Source organism: Azospirillum sp. ST 5-10 (assembly GCF_051225715.1).
Taxonomy (GTDB): domain Bacteria; phylum Pseudomonadota; class Alphaproteobacteria; order Azospirillales; family Azospirillaceae; genus Azospirillum.
Genome location: NZ_JBPJSP010000017.1, coordinates 97,523 through 115,757, shown reverse-complemented (window position 1 = coordinate 115,757; position 18,235 = coordinate 97,523). Strand labels below are relative to the sequence as shown.

Below are 18,235 nucleotides of genomic sequence, written 5' to 3'. Positions count from 1 at the left end.
CCGTCCCCTCCGCCGCCGGGCTCCCCGAACATGACCGCCGATCCCCTCGTTTCCATCGTGATTCCCGTCTTCAACGGCGCCGATTTCCTGGGCGAGGCGATCGACAGCGCCCTGGCCCAGACATACCGGGCCATCGAGGTCATCGTGGTCGACGACGGGTCCGACGACGGCGGGGCCACGCGCGCCGTGGCCATGCGCTACGGCGATCGGATCCGCTACGTCCACAAACCGAACGGCGGGGTGTCCACGGCGCTGAACGCCGGCATCGCGACGATGCGGGGTGCCTTCTTCTGCTGGCTCAGCCACGACGACGTGTACCGGCCGAACAAGATCGAAACGCAGATCGCCGCATGGCGTCGGTTCGGCCGCCCCTGCATCGTCGTCAGCGACTGGGACGTCATGGACGACAAGGGGACGCCGATCCCGGACGGCATCAACGACTGCACGCACCTCGATCTGACGAACCGCCCTCTCGAGGCCTACTTCCATGTCGCCTTCAACGGCTGCGCCATGCTCATTCCGCGCTCGGTGCTGCTGGACCATGGCTTCGACCCCGGGCTGCCGAGGACGCAGGACAATTTCCTGTGGTTCCAACTGATCGGCCGTGTCCCGTTCGTCCGCTGCGCGACGCTGGGGGTCGTCAACCGCCAGCATCCGGCCCAGGGGTCGCGCGAGCTGGTGATGTTCGACGAGGCGGGCATGTGCTTCGTCCGAGCCCTCGACAAGGTGTCCCCGGCGGTCATGGAGGCCTATGGCGGCTCCGAATCGGGATTCCTGTGGTGGGCATTGGGGCTGCCGCTGCCCTATCCCGGCGTGGCGCGCTATCTGCGCGGGCGCATGGCCGCCGCGCTGGAACGCCAGCCGTTCACCCTGGCGCTGGTCGGCGGCGGGCCGGCGGCCGCGATCGTCCAGCGCCTCGGCGCGCTGGAGGACCGCCGGATCCGGCCGCGCCAGGTGCTGGTGGTCGACCTTGGCATCACCGGCGACCGCGACGCCCTGGACCGGGCCCTCGCGGCGTGGGACGGGGGGGTGGTCGTCGCGACCGCGTCTCCCGGCGTCGCCGACCTCCTCACCGCCGCGGCGGCCGCGCGCGAGGACATCGTCGTGATCGCCGGCGCCGTGCCGGAGGAGGACCGGCTGGCACAGGCCCTGGCGGCGGTGCTGAGCGGCGGGGCGCCGGTCGCCCGCCCCGGCGCGCCGACGCCGGCGCTGCTGCCGATCGAGGGCTGGGCGTTCCGTCGCGCCGCCATCCCCGGGGTCGCCGCCGCCCTGGCGGGCGCTCCGGCCGACGGAGTCGCCGCGCTGCCGACGACCACCTATCCGGCGCCCGAGCCGCAGACCACGTCCTTCGTCGCGCCGGCGTCCCTGCCGGTGCGCATCGACGCCTTCTCCGGCTCCGACGAGGACATCGCCCGGCTGAACGAGTGGCGCCACGGGTTCACGCCCGGCCACCCCGTGCATCTGATCGTGACCCGGCTGGAGAGCCCGCTGGTCCGCTCCTTCCTGGCGCGCCGGTTCGAGGCCGCCCGCGGGCCGGTCAACGCGGTGATGGCAGCCATTGAGGACGAGCGGGCATCATCGCTGCTGGTCTACCCCGCGGGCCGGCGCGCGCCGCTGCGCTTCCGGTTCCACGTGCCCGACGGGCTGGCCCCGTTGCGGGACGCAACTGCCCTCCTCGGTGTCGCCGCCCTCGAGATCCACGACGTCCGGTCGGTCGAGGCGCTGGTGCCGGCACTGGCCGGACGCCTGCAGCGCCCTTACGAGGTGGTGGTGGCCGACCGCAGCCTGGTTCCGTCCGAAGCGTTGCTGCGCCAGGCCCGGCGGGTGGTCGCGGCGTCGCCGGCCCTGGCGGGGGCCATCGGCCGGCATGTTCCGGGGGCGGCGGTGGCGTGCGAGCCCCCGACGCTGCGCTACCCTCTCGAACGGCGGAGCGTCCGGCCCTTCGTACGGCGGAGCGGAGAGCCGTTGCGGGTCCTGGTCATCGGCGACGCCGGGCCGGCGGAGGGCAGCGCGACCATGGCCCGGCTGGTGGCCCTCGTCGAGCGCCGCGGCCTTCCCATCCGGGTCCATGCGCTGGGCCGGGTCGACGGCGCGTCGGCCGGCGGGCCCCTGGTGACCCATCCCGCCGTGGAGCCGAACGAGGCCTGGGACGCGATCGCCGGCATCGCCCCCCATCTCGCCTGGCTGCCCTACGAACGGGACCGCGACTGGCTGTGGGAACTGGACGTCGCCATGTGGTCGATGCTGCCGGTCGCCGGGACGGCCGTCGCCGGCATGATCGAGCGTTGCCGCGGCCGTCGCCTCACACGCCTCTGTCCCCCCGGAACGGCGGCGGAGGACTGGGTGGACCTGTTCCTGCAGTGGCACGCGGACGCCGGGCGCGGCGACGAGGCGTGACCGACGGCGCCCGGGTTCGGGCTACGGCAGTTGCTCGACGAGGGTCTGCGCCGTGACGTAATCCTCCGAACGCCCGATGTCCAGCCAGAGTCCGCTGGAGCGGTGGCAGTGGACCTGCTCCCCGCGCTCGGCGAGCGTGCGGATGAGGTCGGGCATGTCGAGATACTGCCCCTCGCTGAGCAACGGCCGCACCGCGTCGCGCCGCAGCATGTAGATGCCCATGCTGACCAGATGCCGCAGCACGGGCTTCTCCTGGTAGCCGAGCAGCCGGTCCTCCTCGTCGGTCATCAGAACGCCGAACTCGATCTTCACCTCCCGCTCATGGCTGGCGATGGTGGCCGCGGCGCCGCGCTCGGCGTGGGCGCGGATCAGATCGTCGTAGTTGATGTCGCTGAGGACATCGCCGTTCATCACCAGGAAGTCCTCCGGCAGGGAGTCGACGATGCGGGCCAGCGGACCGGCCGTTCCCAGCACCACCTCCTCCTCGCTGTATCGCAGCTGCAGCCCGACGCGCTCGCCCTCGCCGAAATAGGCACGGATGAGGTGCTGCAGATAGCCCACCGCCAGGGTGACGTCGCTGAAGCCATAGGACCGCAACTGCCGGAGGATCAGTTCCAGGATCGGCATATGGCCGACCGGCATCAGCGGTTTCGGGAGAATGGTCGTGTAGGGGGCGAGGCGGGAGCCCCGCCCTCCGGCCAGGATCACGGCATGCATGTGAGGATCGACACCGATGGGGGAAAGATGGGTGGATCAGACCGCATAGCGGTCGATGGCGTAGAGGTCCGGGTGCGCGCGGATGGCGTCCAGCGTATGGCCGAGCCCCTCGTCCAGGGTCGTGGTCGGCGACCATCCCAGCCGCTCGCGTGCCTTGGTGTTGTCGGAGATCAGGCAGGCGACCTCGCTGGCGGCGGGCCGGACGCGCGCGGCGTCCTCGACCAGGGCGCCGGGGTCGCGCCCCGCCAGGGCGAGGATGCGCCCGGCCATGGCGCGCATGGTGTGCGCCGTTCCCGTGCCGAGGTTGATCTCCTCCCCCTCCACGCCGCTGGCCTTGGCGGCGGCGATGAAGCCGCCGACCGTGTCGGCCACGTACGTCATGTCGCGGACGGGGTCGAGCGACCCGACGCGGATCTCGCCCCGGCCGCCCAGCGCCTGGGCCGCCACCGAGGGGATGAAGGCGCGCGCCGACTGGCGCGGGCCGTACGTGTTGAAGGGGCGGACCGTCACGACCGGCACGCCGAAGGACCGGAAATAGCTTTCGGCGAACCGGTCGGCGGCGATCTTCGACGCCGAATAGGGCGACTGCCCCTGCAGGGGATGGGCTTCGTCGATGGGCGTCCGGATCGCGGAGCCGTAGACCTCGGACGTGCTGGTGTGGACCATGCGGCCCACGCCGTGCCGCCGCACCGCCTCCAGCACGTTCAGCGTTCCCGCGACGTTGGTCTCCAGGTAGCTGCGAGGCGCCACGTAGGAATAGGGGATGCCGATCAGCGCGGCCAGATGGAAGACGACCTCCGCCTCCTGCACCAGGCGGTCGACGTGCTCGACGTCCCGCACGTCGCCGAACACGAGGCGCATCTCGCGGGTCAGCGCCGGATCGGCCAGCGCGAGGTTACCCGTCGCCCCCTGGCCGTTGTAGCGGACCATCGCCGTGACGGCCGCACCCTCGCGCACCAGCGCCTCGGCGAGATGGCTGCCGATGAATCCGCCGGCCCCGGTGACCAGGCACTTCACCCCTTTGAGATGATTCATCAGACCCTCATTCAACCAAATCGACATGACAATTACAGGAGAACTGTAGAGATTTTCTTGGAGCCCTGCACTCTGTTCATCACCGTTTCAATGAGGTCGAGTTGGCGCGGCAGCGTGACCGTGGCCACATCCAAGTCGCGGACGACCATCGCGCGGGCGCGCCCGCGCATCGCCTGCATGCGGTCGGCGTGGCCGAGCACCTCGCAGATCCGACCGGCCACAGCGGCCGGGTCGAAGAAATCCACCAGAAGTCCGTTCTCCCCGTCCCGCAGATACTCCTCGACCGGCTGGGTGGCCGCGCCGATGACCGCGCAACCGGCCGCCAGGGCTTCGAGGAACGACCAGGACAGGACGAACGGATAGGTGAGGTAGACGTGCGCCGCCGACACCTGCAGCACGTTGAGATAGAGCGCGTAGTTGAGGTGTCCGAGAAAGTGCACGCGCGACAGGTCCACCCCGTCGAGTTCGCGCAACAGGATCTCGCGGAAGGTTCCCGAGGGCGGCGGCGGCCCGTAGCTGACGCCGTCGCCGCCGACGACCAGCACCTGCGCCTCCGGCCGGCGGCGCAGCAGTTCGGGAAGCGCGCGCATGAAGATGTGGAATCCGCGGTAGGGCTCGAGGTTGCGGGCCACGTAGGTGACGACCTCGTCGCGCCGCGTCACCCGCCGCCCCGTCGGAAGCTGGAGCCATGCGTCGGGGTTCGGCCGGATGACGGCGGTATCGACGCCCTCGTGGACGACGCTGATCCGCTGCCGCATCCGTTCGGGAAACAGCGACCATTGCCACTGCGTCGGCGTGACGCCCCAATCGGCGCCGTCGCAGCTCAGATGGGTGATCGCGTTCTTGGTGCGGATGCGCGGCGGGTCGTCCAGGGTGACCCGCTCGTCCCGGTCGAACCCCACGTCGGCGCCATGCATCCGGTAATAGAATTCGAAGTAGCCGAGCACCGGCACGTCGGACCAGACGTCCTTGATGTACAGGGTCTCGCCCCAGCCGGTGTGGCCGATGACGATGTCCGGCCGGAATCCCCGGCGTTTCAGGTCCAGGCAGATCTCATAGACGCATTGCCCGGCGATCACGCCCTTTTCCAGGTCCGCGATGTAGTGGTGCGTGCCGCGGGCCACCTCCCGGAAGGGGGTGTAGCCGATCACCTCGACGTTCGCGAGCCGGCCCGACTGGTGCTGGGTGATGAACACCACCCGGTTCCCGGCGACGCCGGAGAGGTGGCGGACGAGGTGCAGGAACTGCCCGGGGCAGTTCTGGTGCAGGAAGAGAACGTTCATCGCGGTGCGGGTGCCTGGAAGAGGATCTCCGGAATCGGCCGCCCATCCGGGAACGGACGGTGGGCGATCGCCTCCAGCTCCAGCACCTCGCGCCGGCGCAACAGGATGGGATCGAAGCCCGCACCCTGGAGGTCGCGCAGCAGGACGCTGGGCGTGAAACCGGTGCGGTGGGCCATGAACGGATTCCCGGCGGCGATCGCCTCGCCGAACCCGAAGATGATGTCGCACGCCGTCACCGCGCCGGCCGGCGCCGTGTACAGCACCTCGTCGAGGCGATCCTCGGCCACGTACCGGCACACCCGCTGCAGATCGGGGACCACCGCCACCAGGGCACCGCCGGGCACCAGAACCCGCCACACCTCGCGCAGCGCCGGACCGACCTCGTGGCGGTGCAGATGCTCCAGCATGTGCGACGACCACACCGCGTCGACGCTCGCGTCGGGAAGCATCGACAGGTCGGTGATCGAGCCCACGATGTCCGGGGCGACGCGGCGGTCGAGGTCCATGCGGACCTCCCGCCACGCCGGGGCCGGGAACAACGTGTGGACGCGGGCCGGCGCGCTCGGCCCGCACCCGACGTTGAGCACCGTCCGGCATCGCGGCGCGTCCGCGCGCTCGGCCGTCATCGCCGCCACCGGCGGCGGGGGCGGCGCCGCATCAGCGCCCACGCGCGGCGGCGACGGTCCCGCTCGGCACGACGCGGACGGTGAAGGCCTGGATCGGGTCGCCCACCGCGTCGGAGCGGTAGGGGCGCCCGTTGGCCAGGACGGGGCTGCGGGCACCGCTCAGGCACATCACCTCGTACACGCAGTCGAAGCGGTCGGCGTAGGGCTCCCGCAGGCGGACCGCCAAGCCGGTCAGCGGCGTCCCTTCGCCCCGCGACCCGCAGTAGCCGCCCCCCGTCACCCACGGCGTCTCCACCCCCTTGGCGCTCAGGCCCTTGTACTCGATGCCGTCGGCGGGCAGGTGGTCGAGCGGGGCGATCGACAACCCCTCGATCCACAGCTTGCGGTCGGGCGACCCCGCCCATTCCCCGCTCTGCGCCGAGACGTCGCCGAAGTTCTGCACATGGGCGACGAACCGCAGCCGGATCTCCGACACCGGGACCGCGGCCGGCTGCGCCTGCCCCGGCGGCGCGTCGAGGCGGGTCATCTGGATGCCCAGGGCCTGTCCGGTGAAATTCTGGGGCTGGTAGGACGTCAGGATCATCTCGCAGGGCTTGCGCGACACCTTGACGACCACCGTGTCCCCCGGCTTGGACAGCCAACCGAGTTCCCCGCCGCCCAGCATCTCGACGTCGCCGGCGCAGAACGGAGCCGGGGCGAGCGAGATGCTGGGCAGGGGAAGGGCCACCCCGCCTTGCGACCCGCCGCCGTCCCCGCGGACGACGGCGAACGAATAGATGCCCGGCTGCAAGGAGAGGGCCTGGGCGACCGCACTCAGCGACCGCTCCTGGGCGGGGGGAGCCGTTACGGACGGAAGCATGGTGGAGAGACCTCTGCTGGTGGGAAAGGCGGGCACGGGCGACGAGCCCACGCCGTGTCGGGTGGTCGCCGTCGGCACGGCGTCGGGCACCGCGCCGACGGCGAGCAATCGGTCATTGATGGCCCGCGCCGGGGTGTCGGGCGGCAGGAGTTGGCCGCCGCCCCGGGCGCGGATGCGCTCGGCGACGCTGCCGAGGTCGAAGGCGACAACCTCCAAGCCGGCCTGCCAGGCGAGCGACAGCGCGTAACTCCAGGTTTCCGGGCAGACCGAGGGAAGGAAGGCGGCGTCCGCCGCCTGACGCCGGACCAGCGCCACCGCCTCGTCCTCGTCGTACCGCCCGGTGAGAAAGACGCGCCCGGTCGCGAAGAGGGCCGCGTCGTCGCGGCTGTGGCCGACCACCACGAACTCCAGCGGCAGGTCGCGGCGCGCCGCGTCGCGGGCGCAGTCGAGCAGGACGCCGTAGCCCTTGTTGTGCCCGATGGCGCCGATCACGCAGACCCGCCGGCGCGCACCGGCGGCGGGACGGCCCGTGCGTGCCGGCGGCGGCGCCGGGGTGTCGTCCCAGGGCACGACCTCCGCGGCGATCGCCCCGAGATGGCGCGTCAGGCGCTCGGCCACATCGCGGGTGGGAACGACGACCCTCCGGGCTTCGCCGAGAACACGGCGCGACCGCGCCCTCAGGTCGGCGACCGAAAGCGTCTCCCCCGATGCCGGCGGCGTTTCCCGCACGCACCGGTCGCAGCCGTCCAGGTCCGGCTCGCCGCAGTACCGGTTGCCGGCATCGACCAGGCACACCTGCGGGCAGATCCACACGTAGTCGTGCACGAACACGTCGTAGGGCACGCCCAGGCGCTGCGGCAACGTCAGCACCGCGGGGTCGTGGTCGAGAACGTGCTGGATCTCGACCTCGGCGACCGGCACCGCCGCCAGCATCGCAACGAGCGCGTCGATCTCGTCGCCGGTCCGGAACACCAGATCGCCGGTGTCCGGCCGCCGGGCATCGCTGACCCGGCAGCGCGGCACCGCGTCGTCCGCTTCGGAGTGCGGTGTCAGAAGGAGCACCCGCCGCCCGGCGGCCAGCAGCGCCGCGACGCGCTCCTCCACGAACCGCGCCACCCCGCCGGCGCGGCCGAACGCGATCACCAGAAGCGCCGGGCGCCGGTCGTTCCGGGCCGCCCACAGGGCCAGGTCGAGCCGGCGCCGTGCCGGCGCCAGCGGATCCTCGGCGCGGAAGCGGCGTATCAGATCCTCGTAGCCCGGGTGGATGCGGTTGACGGTCCGCAGGTTGCGCCGTGTCTGGACCGCCTTGCGCCGTCCGAACGAGCGCCCGCCGACGTGGGTCACGAAGACGTCGGCCGCCGCCACGTGGCGCCAGCCGAGCCGGCGGGCGCGCAGGGAGAAGTCGTTCTCCTCGCCGTATCCGCGGCCGAACAGCGCGGCGTCCAGCAGACCGGTCTCCGCCAGGCAGTCATGGCGGATGTAGGTGCAGAATCCGACCGCCGTCGGGATCTCGACCCGCACCGCTCCGTTGCAGCGGCGCGCCAGGGCGTCGATCCGTGCGGCGTCGGCGGCGGCGGGGGGCGTGCGGTTCGCCCCGTCGCCGGGATAGCTGACGATCTCCCCATCGTTCGACAGGGGCGTGACGGTGCCGATGTCGGCGGCCGAGTAGGCGGCGTTGCGCAGCCGCGCCAACCAGTCGCCGTGCACCAGCGCGTCGCTGTTCAGCAGCACGACGTCGCGTCCGGGATGGCGCGCGAGCCCCCGATTGGCCGCTCCCGGGAAACCGAGGTTCTCCGGGTTGACCAGGAGCTGGATCAGTCCGCGCGACGCCAGCCGGGCCAGCGCGGCGGACAGGGCGGGGTCCGGGCTGGCGTCGTCCACCACCACCACGTCGGCGTCGGCGCCGACGGTGTCGAGCACCGCCCCGATGCACGCCATCGTCTCGTCCAGCCCGCGGTAGACGGGAATCACGACGTCGACACCGGCCGCCCGATGCGGCGTGCTGGCTGGCCGGCGTGCGCCCGCCGAGACCGGCGACGGCAGCCGCCGCAGCAGCGCGGCGACCCCGTCGCGAACGGTTCCGGTCATGGGCTCCGCCTCGCGCCAGCCTCCATCCCCGCCGCCCGCGACGGCGTCGGCGATCCGCAGCACCTGCCGGAACGCTTCGCCCCGGTCGGTCCACAGGACCGGGCCGCCCGTCAGATCGGCGCCGGCCACCGCCGGCGCCTCGGCTTCGGCGCACACGCGCAGCCGGCCGGGGCGCAACGCGGTCGCGGCGAGGTCGAGGGAGAACCCGTGCCGTCCATCCCCGACCTGCGCGTGGCGCAGCACCGGATCGAAGCGATCGGCCGTGACCGTCGCGCCGGCACCGTGCCCGTCGGTGACGCGGATGGTGACGCGAAGCTGCGGCAGGGCGGGCACCCAGGCCCACCCCTCAAGCGTGTCGTCGGCAAGGATGGCGTCGCCCTCGATCGCCGGCGCCGGGCGGGGCGGTTGGCCGGAGCCGATCAGGGGACGGCCGTCGGCGCAGACGTGCAGCGCCCGGCCGTCGGCCAGGGCGCCGACCGCCGCCGCGACCGGCAGGAGCGGCGAGTCCGGTGGCGGCTCGCCGACCTCGACGTCCAGCCGGCGCGCGGCTTCTCCGTCGGCCGCGATCCGGAGGCGCGGGGCCGCCCGCCCGGGGGCCGGCGGGCGCACCGCGCCGACCAGCCGGCCATCCGGGCCGATGGACACCCAACCAGGGGCCTCGGCCAAACCGACAAGCCGGCCGAGCAGGGCGGCCAGATGAGGGGTCTGTTCGACGGGGAAGCGCGCCAGGGCCCGCACGGCGCCGGCGATGGCCTCGTCCAGCCGGCCGGCGGAGGCCAGCGCGTGGCTGCGCGCGATGGCCGTCTCCGGCAAGAGATCGTCCTCGGCGAAGTCGGCCACGACCGCAAGCGCACGCGCGGGGTTGCCGTCGGCCAGGTGAAGGGCGGCCAACAGGGCGGCGACCGATTGCAGGTCGGGGGACCGCCGATGGGCCCGCTCGGCCCAGCGGATGGCCTCGGGCCGGTCGCCGCGGATGACCGCGCACTGCGCGAGGATCACGAGCGCGGCATCGTGATCCTCTTCGTCGCCCAGAGCGGTCCGGGCCAGGGCTTCGGCCCTGGCCCGATCGCCCTGCTCGAAAACCCGCTCAAACTCGAGCACCGTCGTCCCCGAACCGAATTCGCACGCGACGCCCCGGCGCGGCCGCGGCCGGCCGGGCGTTCGCCGAAGGCCATGCCCACACGACCGTCCCCTCCCCCGCGCGTGCACGCCGGCGGGTGCGCAGAGCCTTACTGGACGACGATCGAATTGGCGGACAGATTGGTGATGCCGCTCAGCAGGATGGTGGTGTTGTCGGGCAGCGTGATGACGGTGTTGCCGCCGCTGACCTGGGCGTTCTGGACGAGCGACTCGGCGGTCACCCCGGAATACCCCTGCACGAGGATGCGGTTGTTGCTGCCGGCCGCGCCGAAATCGCCGATGGTGGTCGAGCCGCCGCCGAACACCGTGCTGAACACGAAGAGGTTGTCGCCGGCGCCGCCCAGCATGCCGGTCGAGCCGGTGCCGCCGAACAGGGTGTCCGCCGCCCCGGCGCCGATCAGGTTGGTCGAGCCGCCGCCCTGGTTGCCGCCGACCGCGTAGAGCGCCCCCTGCTCCACGGCGAAGATGCTGTTCGTTCCGGACCCGCCGAACACCGTCGATTGGCCGCCGGACACGAAGATGTTGCTCTGGCCCGACCCGCCGATGATGGTGTTGCTGCCCGACGACGCGACGACCGTCGAGGAGCCGCTGCCGGTGCCGATGACGTTGTTGCCACCGGTCGCGAACACCGTGTCGTTGCCCGCGGAGTAGAGCGCGTTGTTGCCGCCGCTCAGGCCGACGAGGTTCGAGCCGGCCCCGCCCGTGATGGTGTTGGAGCCGGACGTCGCGACGATGGTGTCGTTCTGCGGTCCGCCGAACACCTGGTAGCTGCCGCCCGTTCCCTGGTCGCCCAGCAGGCCGATCACCGTGCCGGCGTTGCCGGCGACCACCGTTCCCGTCCCGGTGGTGGTGTTGATGGTCGTTCCGGTGACGTCGTTGCCCGCGATCAACTGGTTCTGGGCGCCCGCGCCGACCACCGTCACCGCTTGGTTCTGGTCCAGCACGATGAAGGCGGAGTTGTCGACGCCCGACGCCTGCACGCTTCCCTGACCGACCGCAGTGAAGATCGTGGCGATGCTCTGCTGGTTCACCAGGCTCGGGTCGGAAAGGACGGAGCCGACAACAGTCGAGGACACACCGATGGTGGACGGGTTGGAGACGGAGCCTCCAGAGAGTGTGACGTCGACTGCCATGGTTCCCATATCTCCTGCAAGCGACACAACCAAGGATGGCAGTTCCGCGCCATCTCGGACACTATATTGTGTTCCGCGCCAAATACCAGTAGGAAATTCGCAGTATGGACAAAATCACTGGCCGTTCGTTCAACCCGGCGGGGTAGCCAGTGGGGCACAGAAGCACGGACACTAACAATTTCGTCACCTGCCGGCACCGCAAACACACATTTTTTCACGGGTTTCCGGAATAGCAATCGACGGAGATACACGGTGCGAAACCGGAGGGTGCTGATTTGCGACTATGATTTCCACACGACATTGGGCGGTGGGCAAGTACTCTACCGGCGGGTTGTCGAACGAAACCCGGACATTGAGTTCTATTATCCGTCGAACGGGCGCGATCTGGCGCCGGCTGTGCGCCACCGTCTCCCCCCGAACGCCCACCCGTATCCCCAGGACGCGGCCATGGACGTCGCCTTCCTCTCGGCCGCCGAATCGGACAGGGACTGGCTGGGTGTGATCGGCCTGCGCGAGATGGCGCGCCTGCTGGCGCCTCTGCAGGGCATGGTCTTCGACGCCGTGGACGTTCCGTCGTTCCGCCCCTCGGCCCATCTGGTGCGGCCGGTGGCGGCGGCCTTCGGCATCGTCGTCGGGCAGGTCGCCCTCGGCCTGGTGGGATGGCCCAGCCGGTCGCTGCAGGCGGCGTACGTCACGACGCCGGAGGAGCGGGCGAGCTTCGACGACGCGCTGCCGCGCATGACGGCGCTGGAGACCCACAGCCTCGCCGCCGCCGACCAGCGCTACACGATCTCGCACACGGCGCGGGCCGAGGACTTCGCGGTGGGGCTGCCGATCACCGTCCTGGACATGCACGACACGGTCGAGTCGTTCCCCCCGGTGTCCGCACATCCCCCTGGGGAGGGCCCCCCCGACCTGTGGTACGTCGGCCGGCTCGACGGCGCGAAGGGGCCGGACCTGTTCCTCGAGCTTGCGGCGCGGATGCCGCGGCACCTGTTCCGGCGGTGCTTCTACGCCGGGCCGGACAACGAACGCCTGCCGATGACCCGGTGGTCGGAGCACCTGGCGGCCCTGGCGGCCGAGCGCGGGCTGGACGCCGTCTACGCCGGGACGCCGTCGGACGAGGAGATCCGCCGGCGTGTGTACGGCGGCCGGGTCGTGCTGGTCGTGCCGTCGCGCACCGACGCCTTCAACTACGTGGCACTGGAGGCGGTCATGAACGGCTGCCCCATCCTGCTGTCGCGCCGCACCGGGGCGAGCGAGTTTCTGGCCGCCAACCACCCCCACCTGCGGCCGCCGCTGATGGATCCCGACGATCTGGACGCCGCCGCGGCATCGCTCCGGGGGCTGTTGGAGGACTTCCCGCGCGCGGCCGCGGCGCTGCGGCAGGCCCTGCGCGCGCGGCCGCTGCCGGCCCCGCGCACCATGTTCATGGACGCCATCTACACCGCCCCGCCCGCCGCGGCGCCGTCGTCGCGCGGCCCGGCCGTGGCGCTGGCGGCCGCCGTGGCGCAGCCGGTGCCGCTCGCCACCGCCGCGGTCGCCGCCTGGCGCCCGGCGCGGCCGCCCCGGCGGGCGGCCCGGGTGTCGCTGGTCGTCCTGGCGCCCGCCGACGCCGGCCGGCTGCCCCCTCTTCTCGCCAACCTTGCCCGGCAGACGCTGGCCGACGTCGAGCTCCTCGTGGTCGACCGCGGCGCCGACCGCTTTCGCGCGCTCCGCGACGCCGTGCACGAGTGCTGGCCGGGCGCCCGGGTCCTCTGCACGCCGGCGGGCCGCGGCCGCGTCAACCACGGGCTGGACGAAGCCGCGGGCGATCTCGTGCTGCTGGTGGACGCCGGCGACCGGCTGGCGCCGCACTGGCTCGCCACCGCGGTCCAGGCGCTGGACGCGGCGCCGGACGCGGTCGCCGTCTACCCCGGATGGACCCTCCTCGACGAGGCGGGAGCGCCGATCGCCGCGGCTCCCGACGAGCCGTTCAGCCGCGAGCGGATGCTGAGCGGGCACCGCTGCCTGCCCGGCCCGGGTGCGGTCGTGCGCCGCGCCACGCTGCTGCGCCTGGGCGGGCTCGATCCGGCGTTCCGCCACCTCGCGGCCTTCGACCTGTGGCTGCGCGTCAGTGCCGAGGGGACGGTCCTGCGTACGCCGGGGGTCGCCGCATGGCGCCACCTGGCCGGCCGCGCCGCCGCCGGACCGGACACCCTCGCCCGCCTCGCGGCGGAGCGCCTGACGCTCGTCGAGCGGTTCGCCCGCGATCCGCGGACCGCCGGCGGCTGCGCCGATCTCCTGCCGGCCGCCCGGGCCGCGGCCGAGGCGGCGGCGGCGGACACGCGGGCGGCGTGGGCGACGGTGCCGCTGACCCTGCTGCAGGCGTCCTTCGGCTGGCCGGAACGCGCCTGGGCCGGCGGTGGCGCCGGACCATGACAGCCGGGCGGAATTCCGCTATCCGTTCGCCCTCCCCCGCCACAGCAGGCCCGCCCCATCGTGCTCGCCCCCAGCCAACGCCCCGTCATCGCCTTCGACGGCACCGAGTCGGTGACCGGGCGGGCCCTTCTGACGGTGTCCGCGCTGCACTGGTGCGCCGACTGGCTGCCGCTGTTCCGGCCCCGCTTCCTCGACGTGACCGACGAGAACGTGGCGCTGGCCTGCCAAGCGCTGCATTGGGACCTCGGCGTGGAGATCGAGGTGGTGCCGCCGGCCGGTGCGCGCGACGGTCCGTCCCTGGCCGACGCGTCCTTGTACGCCGGCATCGCCTTCCGTTCGGCGGAGCACATGCGGCTCGCCGAGGCGGCGGCACTGTCGGTTCCCGTGCTGCTGGCGGTGCAATTTCCGGACCCGTCCTGGTGCTCCCGCTCCGTCGTCCTGCTCGAGGACGCGGCCTTCGACCCCCGGCGGTTCGCCGCCCATCTCCGCGATGCGCTCCCCACATGACGACGTCCCCCGCCCGCCCCGGCCCTCTGATCCTGGTCGTCGCCATGGGCGGCAGCGTCCACACCGCGCGCTGGCTGACCATGCTGCGCGGCCGCGGCCTGCGCTTCGTGCTGGTCCCCGTGTTCCGGGAGACTCTGGTGGAGGGGCTGCGGGGCCCCCTGGTCCGCGACGCCGCCGATCTCGACCGGCTGGGCGACGACGAGCTCGGCGTGTTCGACCTGCGCTCGGTGGACCGCCGGGAGGTGGAGCGGACCGACGAGGCCATCGGCTACGCGGCGTGGCACGCGTCCTCGATGCCCGAGCACGCCCTGGTCCGGCCCGCCCATCTCGGCGCCGCCATCCGCCGTCTGGGGCCGGCGCTGGTGCATTCCATGGAGGTGCAGTACGCCGGCTATCTCTGCGCCGCCACCAAGCGGTGGATGGGGCCGGACTTCCCGTTCTGGCTGCTGTCGAACTGGGGCAGCGACCTCTACCTCTACCGCAAGCTGCCCGACCACCAGCCGCGCCTGGCCGCGGTGGCCGGCGCGATCGACGCCTACCTGGCCGAGTGCCGGCGCGACGTCGGCATCATCCGCAGCCTCGGCTACCGCGGGCCCGTCCTGCCGGTGGTTCCCGCCTCGGGCGGCATGGACTTCGACCGGCTGCCCCGGCTGGAGGAGCTGCCGCGGCCGTCGCGCCGGCGCGAGATCCTGGTCAAGGGCTACCATGGCTGGGCCGGCCGGGCGCTGCACGTCCTCAACGCGCTGCATCTGGCGGCCCCCGCCCTGAAGGGCAGCCGCGTCCGCATCACCCTGACCGAGCCCGCCGTCGCGGCGATGGCGGAGCGCCTGGCCGAGTGGGACGGCATCGACGTCGCCTGCGACCCCTACCTGCCCTCCCACGCCGAGGCGATGCTCCGGCTCGGCCAGGCGCGGGCGGTGGTCGGCCTCAGCATCTCCGACGGCATCTCCACGACGCTGCTGGAAGCCATGACCATGGGCGCCCTGCCGATCCAGAGCGACACGTCGTGCGGGTGCGAGTGGGTCGCCCGCGGCCGCACGGGCCTCCTCGTCTCGCCCCACGACGTCGCCGGGCTGGCCGACGCCATCGTCCGCGCCATGACCGACGACGACCTCGTCGACACCGCGGCGCCCGTCAACCGGCGCACCGTGGAGGCGCGGTGGAACGCCGCCGTCAACGGGGCGGCGATGGCCGACGCCTACCGCACCCTGCTGGCCCAGGGCGCCGGAGCCGTGTTCGCCGATCCCTGACCCGCCGCCCGCCGACCACCCTGCCACCCCTGCCGAGACTGCCGATCCATGCCCGAGGTTCTCGTTTCCGTGGTGATTCCGGTGCTGGACGACCCGTCGCACCTGGCGCGGGCCGTCGACAGCCTGCAGGCCCAGACCCTCGGCGCGCCCGAGGTCGTGGTGGTCACGCCGGAGTCGGTGGCCGAGGCGGCGAAGGCCCGGCTTTCCGCCCACCGCCACCGGGTCCGCCATCTCACGGTTCCCGACACGGCCGGCCCCGCCGCGCCGCTGGCCCTCGGCCTGGCCGAATGCCGGGGCACCCACGTGGCCTGGCTGGCGCCCGGCGACGCCTGCGCCCCGCGCCGCTTCGAGGCGCAGCATGCCGCCCTGGCGGCCGACGGCGGGATGGCGGTCGCCTGCTGCAGCACCCAGGCCGTGGACGGCGACGGCCGGGTGACCGGCACCAGCCCGCTGGGCGCGGTCGGCGGCTCGGCCCTGTGGAGCCTCCTGGCGGGCGGCATCGACCCGGCGACCTTGCTGGTGCCGCGCCGCCTGCTCGACGCGGTCGGCCCGGTCGATCCGCGGTTTGCGCAGCTTCATGAGCTGGAGCTGGCGGTCCGGCTCGCCGCCCGCCATCCCTTCCGGGCGGTCGAGGCGCCGCTGCTGCGCCGCGCCGCGCCGCGGTCCGCGGCGGCCGGCCCCGCCACGGCGGAGCTGGAACGGATCTGGGAGCGCCTGCTCGACTCCGCCGGGCCGGAGGCGATCCACGCCCAGGCCTCCTTTGCGCTGACCGCGTTCGGCCGGGCCTGGCGCTGCCTGCTGGAGCGGCCGGTGCCGGCGGCGCGCGACCGTCTGGTGCGGCTGGCGGCCGAGCGGCTGGGGCCGGCCGACCTCGCCGTCGGCGTGCTGGCCGGGGCCGGCCGCCCGCCGGACGCGAGCCTCGCCTCCCGCCTGGGCGTTCCCCGCGCCGCCGTTCTCGCCATCGCCGCCGACCGCCGCCGCATGGCCTCGGCCGCCGCCGAGCTGATGGCACGGGCGACGGCCTCCCGCCTGGTGCTGATCGACGGGGCGGCCCCGCCGCCGCCGGGCGGCCTCGCCGAGCTGGTGCTGCACGCGGAGGCCTTCAACCTCGACGCCTGCCTGGCCGGCGGCGACGACGCCCCCCTTCCCCCGGGCGAGGGCGGCTCGACCGTGACCGGCTGCCTGTTCCGCCGGTCGCCGCTGGAGGTCGCCGCCGCCGAGCTCGCCAACGGCGAGGCCCGCTTCTGGACGGCGTTCCGCCGGCTGGGGCGGGTGGGGGCGCTGCCGGCGCCGCGCGGGGCCGGCGCGACCGGACCGGCGGAGGCAACGGCGGGGGCGGCGGCCGGCATCGGCCACCTGGTGGACCACGCGTGGTACCGGGAGCAGTACCCGGACGTGGCGACCGCCGGGATCGACCCGACCGAGCATTACTGGACCGTCGGCTGGCGGGAGAGCCGGGACCCCAACGCCTGGTTCTCGACCACCCATTACGTCCGCGAGAATCCCGACTGCGTGGAGGCCGGGCGCTGCCCGCTGGACCATTTCATCGTCGCCGGCGCGGCGCGGGGGCGGCGCCCCTCGCCGCAGTTCGACGTCGCCTGGTATTCGCGCCGCTACCTCGGGGCCGACACCCCGACGGCCCGGGCGCTGCACCATTTCCTGACCGTGGGCGAGGCCGCGGGCTGCGTTCCCGACCCCGTCCTGGACACCCCGGCGGCGGCGCAGGAGCTGGCGGCGCTCCCCGCCGGGCAGCGCGCGGAGCGGATGCGGCGGCTCATCGCCCGGGCGCGGGTGCGGGAGGCGCGGCTGGCCGCGCTGGTCGATGCCGACTGGTACCGGGCGGAGCACCCGGACGTCGCCGCGGCGAACGTCGACCCGCTGTCCCATTACCTGACCTACGGCTGGCGCGAGGGGCGCGACCCCAACCCCTGGTTCGACGGCCGCTCCTACCAGGCGGCGAATCCCGAGGTCGCCCGGAACAACCTCTGCCCGCTGCTGCATTTCCTCGACCACGGCGCGGCGCAGGGGCGGCGGCCCCATCCCGGGTTCGACCTCGGCTGGTACAGCGCCCGCCATCTCGCCGGTGCCCCGCCGAGCGCCGAGGCGCTGGTGCACTTCCTGACCGTCGGCTTGGCGGCCGGCGCGGTGCCGGCGCCGTTCCTCGACCACCCGTCGGTGCGCCAAGCCCTGCGGGAGGCGCCGGCGGAGCGGCGGCCGGCCCTGCTCGCCCGCATGCTGGCCTTCGAGGCCGACGCCCGCTCCGGCCCCCTGCCCTGGCGCGAGGCCGACGCCGACCTCTGGCCGGTGTTGCTGCGCCGCGGCTACCCGGAGGAGGCGGTGCCGGTGCTCATCCATGTCGACGGCCGGTCGGAGGCGTCGCGCCGCGCCGCGGTGGCGGCATCGCGCGTGCTGCCGCTGGACGAGGCGGCGCTGATCCTCGCCGACGACGGCGACGGGGCCGCCCGCCTGGGCAGCGTCCACCCCGCCGCCCCGTGCACCCTGCGCCTGCGCCTGCCCGAGGACACCGCGGTGCTGCAGGCGCTGATCGCCGCCCTGCGCTGCCGGCGCGCCGCCACGGTCGAGGGCGCCAGCCCCGACAGCGCCGTGCAGCGCGCCCTGCGCGCGGCCCGCCTGCCCCTCCACCTCAACGGCCTCGACCGGACGGAGGGGTAGGCGGTTGGGGGGAAGGGGGAGAGGGAGAGGTCCGCTATGCGCCAGAAGCGGCCGGTCATCGGCATCCACTTCTGGCCTAAATCAGGCGCGCCCCCTTGGGGGCCCC

At 73.4% G+C, this 18,235-nt stretch carries 11 protein-coding genes; 5 read left to right on the top strand and 6 right to left on the bottom strand.

The annotated features are described in order from the left end of the window. Positions 1-30: 30 nt before the first annotated feature. The gene (locus ACSBPG_RS19105; RefSeq protein WP_435538790.1) at positions 31-2,397 is read left to right on the top strand and encodes a glycosyltransferase; all 2,367 of its coding nucleotides are present in this window, start codon (positions 31-33) and stop codon (positions 2,395-2,397) included. Positions 2,398-2,418: 21 nt separating this feature from the next. Here the strand turns inward: ACSBPG_RS19105 and ACSBPG_RS19100 are convergent, their stop codons facing one another. The 6 genes from ACSBPG_RS19100 to ACSBPG_RS19075 all read right to left on the bottom strand — a co-directional run bounded on the left by ACSBPG_RS19100 (position 2,419) and on the right by ACSBPG_RS19075 (position 11,278). Continuing rightward, complete coding sequence (locus ACSBPG_RS19100) at positions 2,419-3,114, bottom strand: nucleotidyltransferase family protein (RefSeq protein WP_435538789.1); 696 nt, start codon at positions 3,112-3,114, stop codon at positions 2,419-2,421. A gap of 36 nt (positions 3,115-3,150) precedes the next feature. Continuing rightward, complete coding sequence (locus tag ACSBPG_RS19095; protein WP_435538788.1) at positions 3,151-4,149, bottom strand: SDR family NAD(P)-dependent oxidoreductase; 999 nt, start codon at positions 4,147-4,149, stop codon at positions 3,151-3,153. 32 nt (positions 4,150-4,181) lie between these two features. Then, on the bottom strand, positions 4,182-5,432 hold the full coding sequence (locus tag ACSBPG_RS19090) for a glycosyltransferase family 4 protein (RefSeq protein WP_435538787.1): 1,251 nt from the start codon (positions 5,430-5,432) through the stop codon (positions 4,182-4,184). Beyond that, the gene (locus ACSBPG_RS19085; protein WP_435538786.1) at positions 5,429-6,058 is read right to left on the bottom strand and encodes a class I SAM-dependent methyltransferase; all 630 of its coding nucleotides are present in this window, start codon (positions 6,056-6,058) and stop codon (positions 5,429-5,431) included. Before ACSBPG_RS19085 ends, ACSBPG_RS19090 begins: the two co-directional genes overlap by 4 nt. 31 nt (positions 6,059-6,089) lie before the next feature. Then, entirely contained in the window at positions 6,090-10,106 is a 4,017-nt protein-coding gene (locus tag ACSBPG_RS19080; RefSeq protein ID WP_435538785.1) for a glycosyltransferase, read from the bottom strand. Positions 10,107-10,234: 128 nt separating this feature from the next. After that, positions 10,235-11,278 carry a hypothetical protein gene (locus ACSBPG_RS19075; RefSeq protein ID WP_435538784.1) on the bottom strand — a complete coding sequence of 348 codons (1,044 nt, stop codon included), beginning with the start codon at positions 11,276-11,278 and terminating at the stop codon, positions 10,235-10,237. A 447-nt stretch (positions 11,279-11,725) separates the two neighbouring features. Here ACSBPG_RS19075 and ACSBPG_RS19070 point away from each other — a divergent pair, with 447 nt between their 5' ends. The 4 genes from ACSBPG_RS19070 to ACSBPG_RS19055 are packed head-to-tail and all read left to right on the top strand — an operon-like array spanning position 11,726 to position 18,129. Beyond that, complete coding sequence (locus ACSBPG_RS19070) at positions 11,726-13,699, top strand: glycosyltransferase (RefSeq protein ID WP_435538783.1); 1,974 nt, start codon at positions 11,726-11,728, stop codon at positions 13,697-13,699. 60 nt (positions 13,700-13,759) lie between these two features. After that, positions 13,760-14,206, top strand: a complete 447-nt coding sequence (locus ACSBPG_RS19065) for a hypothetical protein (RefSeq protein WP_435538782.1) — start codon at positions 13,760-13,762, stop codon at positions 14,204-14,206. Continuing rightward, positions 14,203-15,456: a glycosyltransferase gene (locus ACSBPG_RS19060; protein WP_435538781.1), complete on the top strand. Its 1,254-nt coding sequence runs from the start codon at positions 14,203-14,205 to the stop codon at positions 15,454-15,456. Before ACSBPG_RS19065 ends, ACSBPG_RS19060 begins: the two co-directional genes overlap by 4 nt. A 48-nt stretch (positions 15,457-15,504) precedes the next feature. Beyond that, on the top strand, positions 15,505-18,129 hold the full coding sequence (locus ACSBPG_RS19055) for a glycosyltransferase (protein WP_435538780.1): 2,625 nt from the start codon (positions 15,505-15,507) through the stop codon (positions 18,127-18,129). The last annotated feature ends 106 nt before the right edge of the window (positions 18,130-18,235 follow it).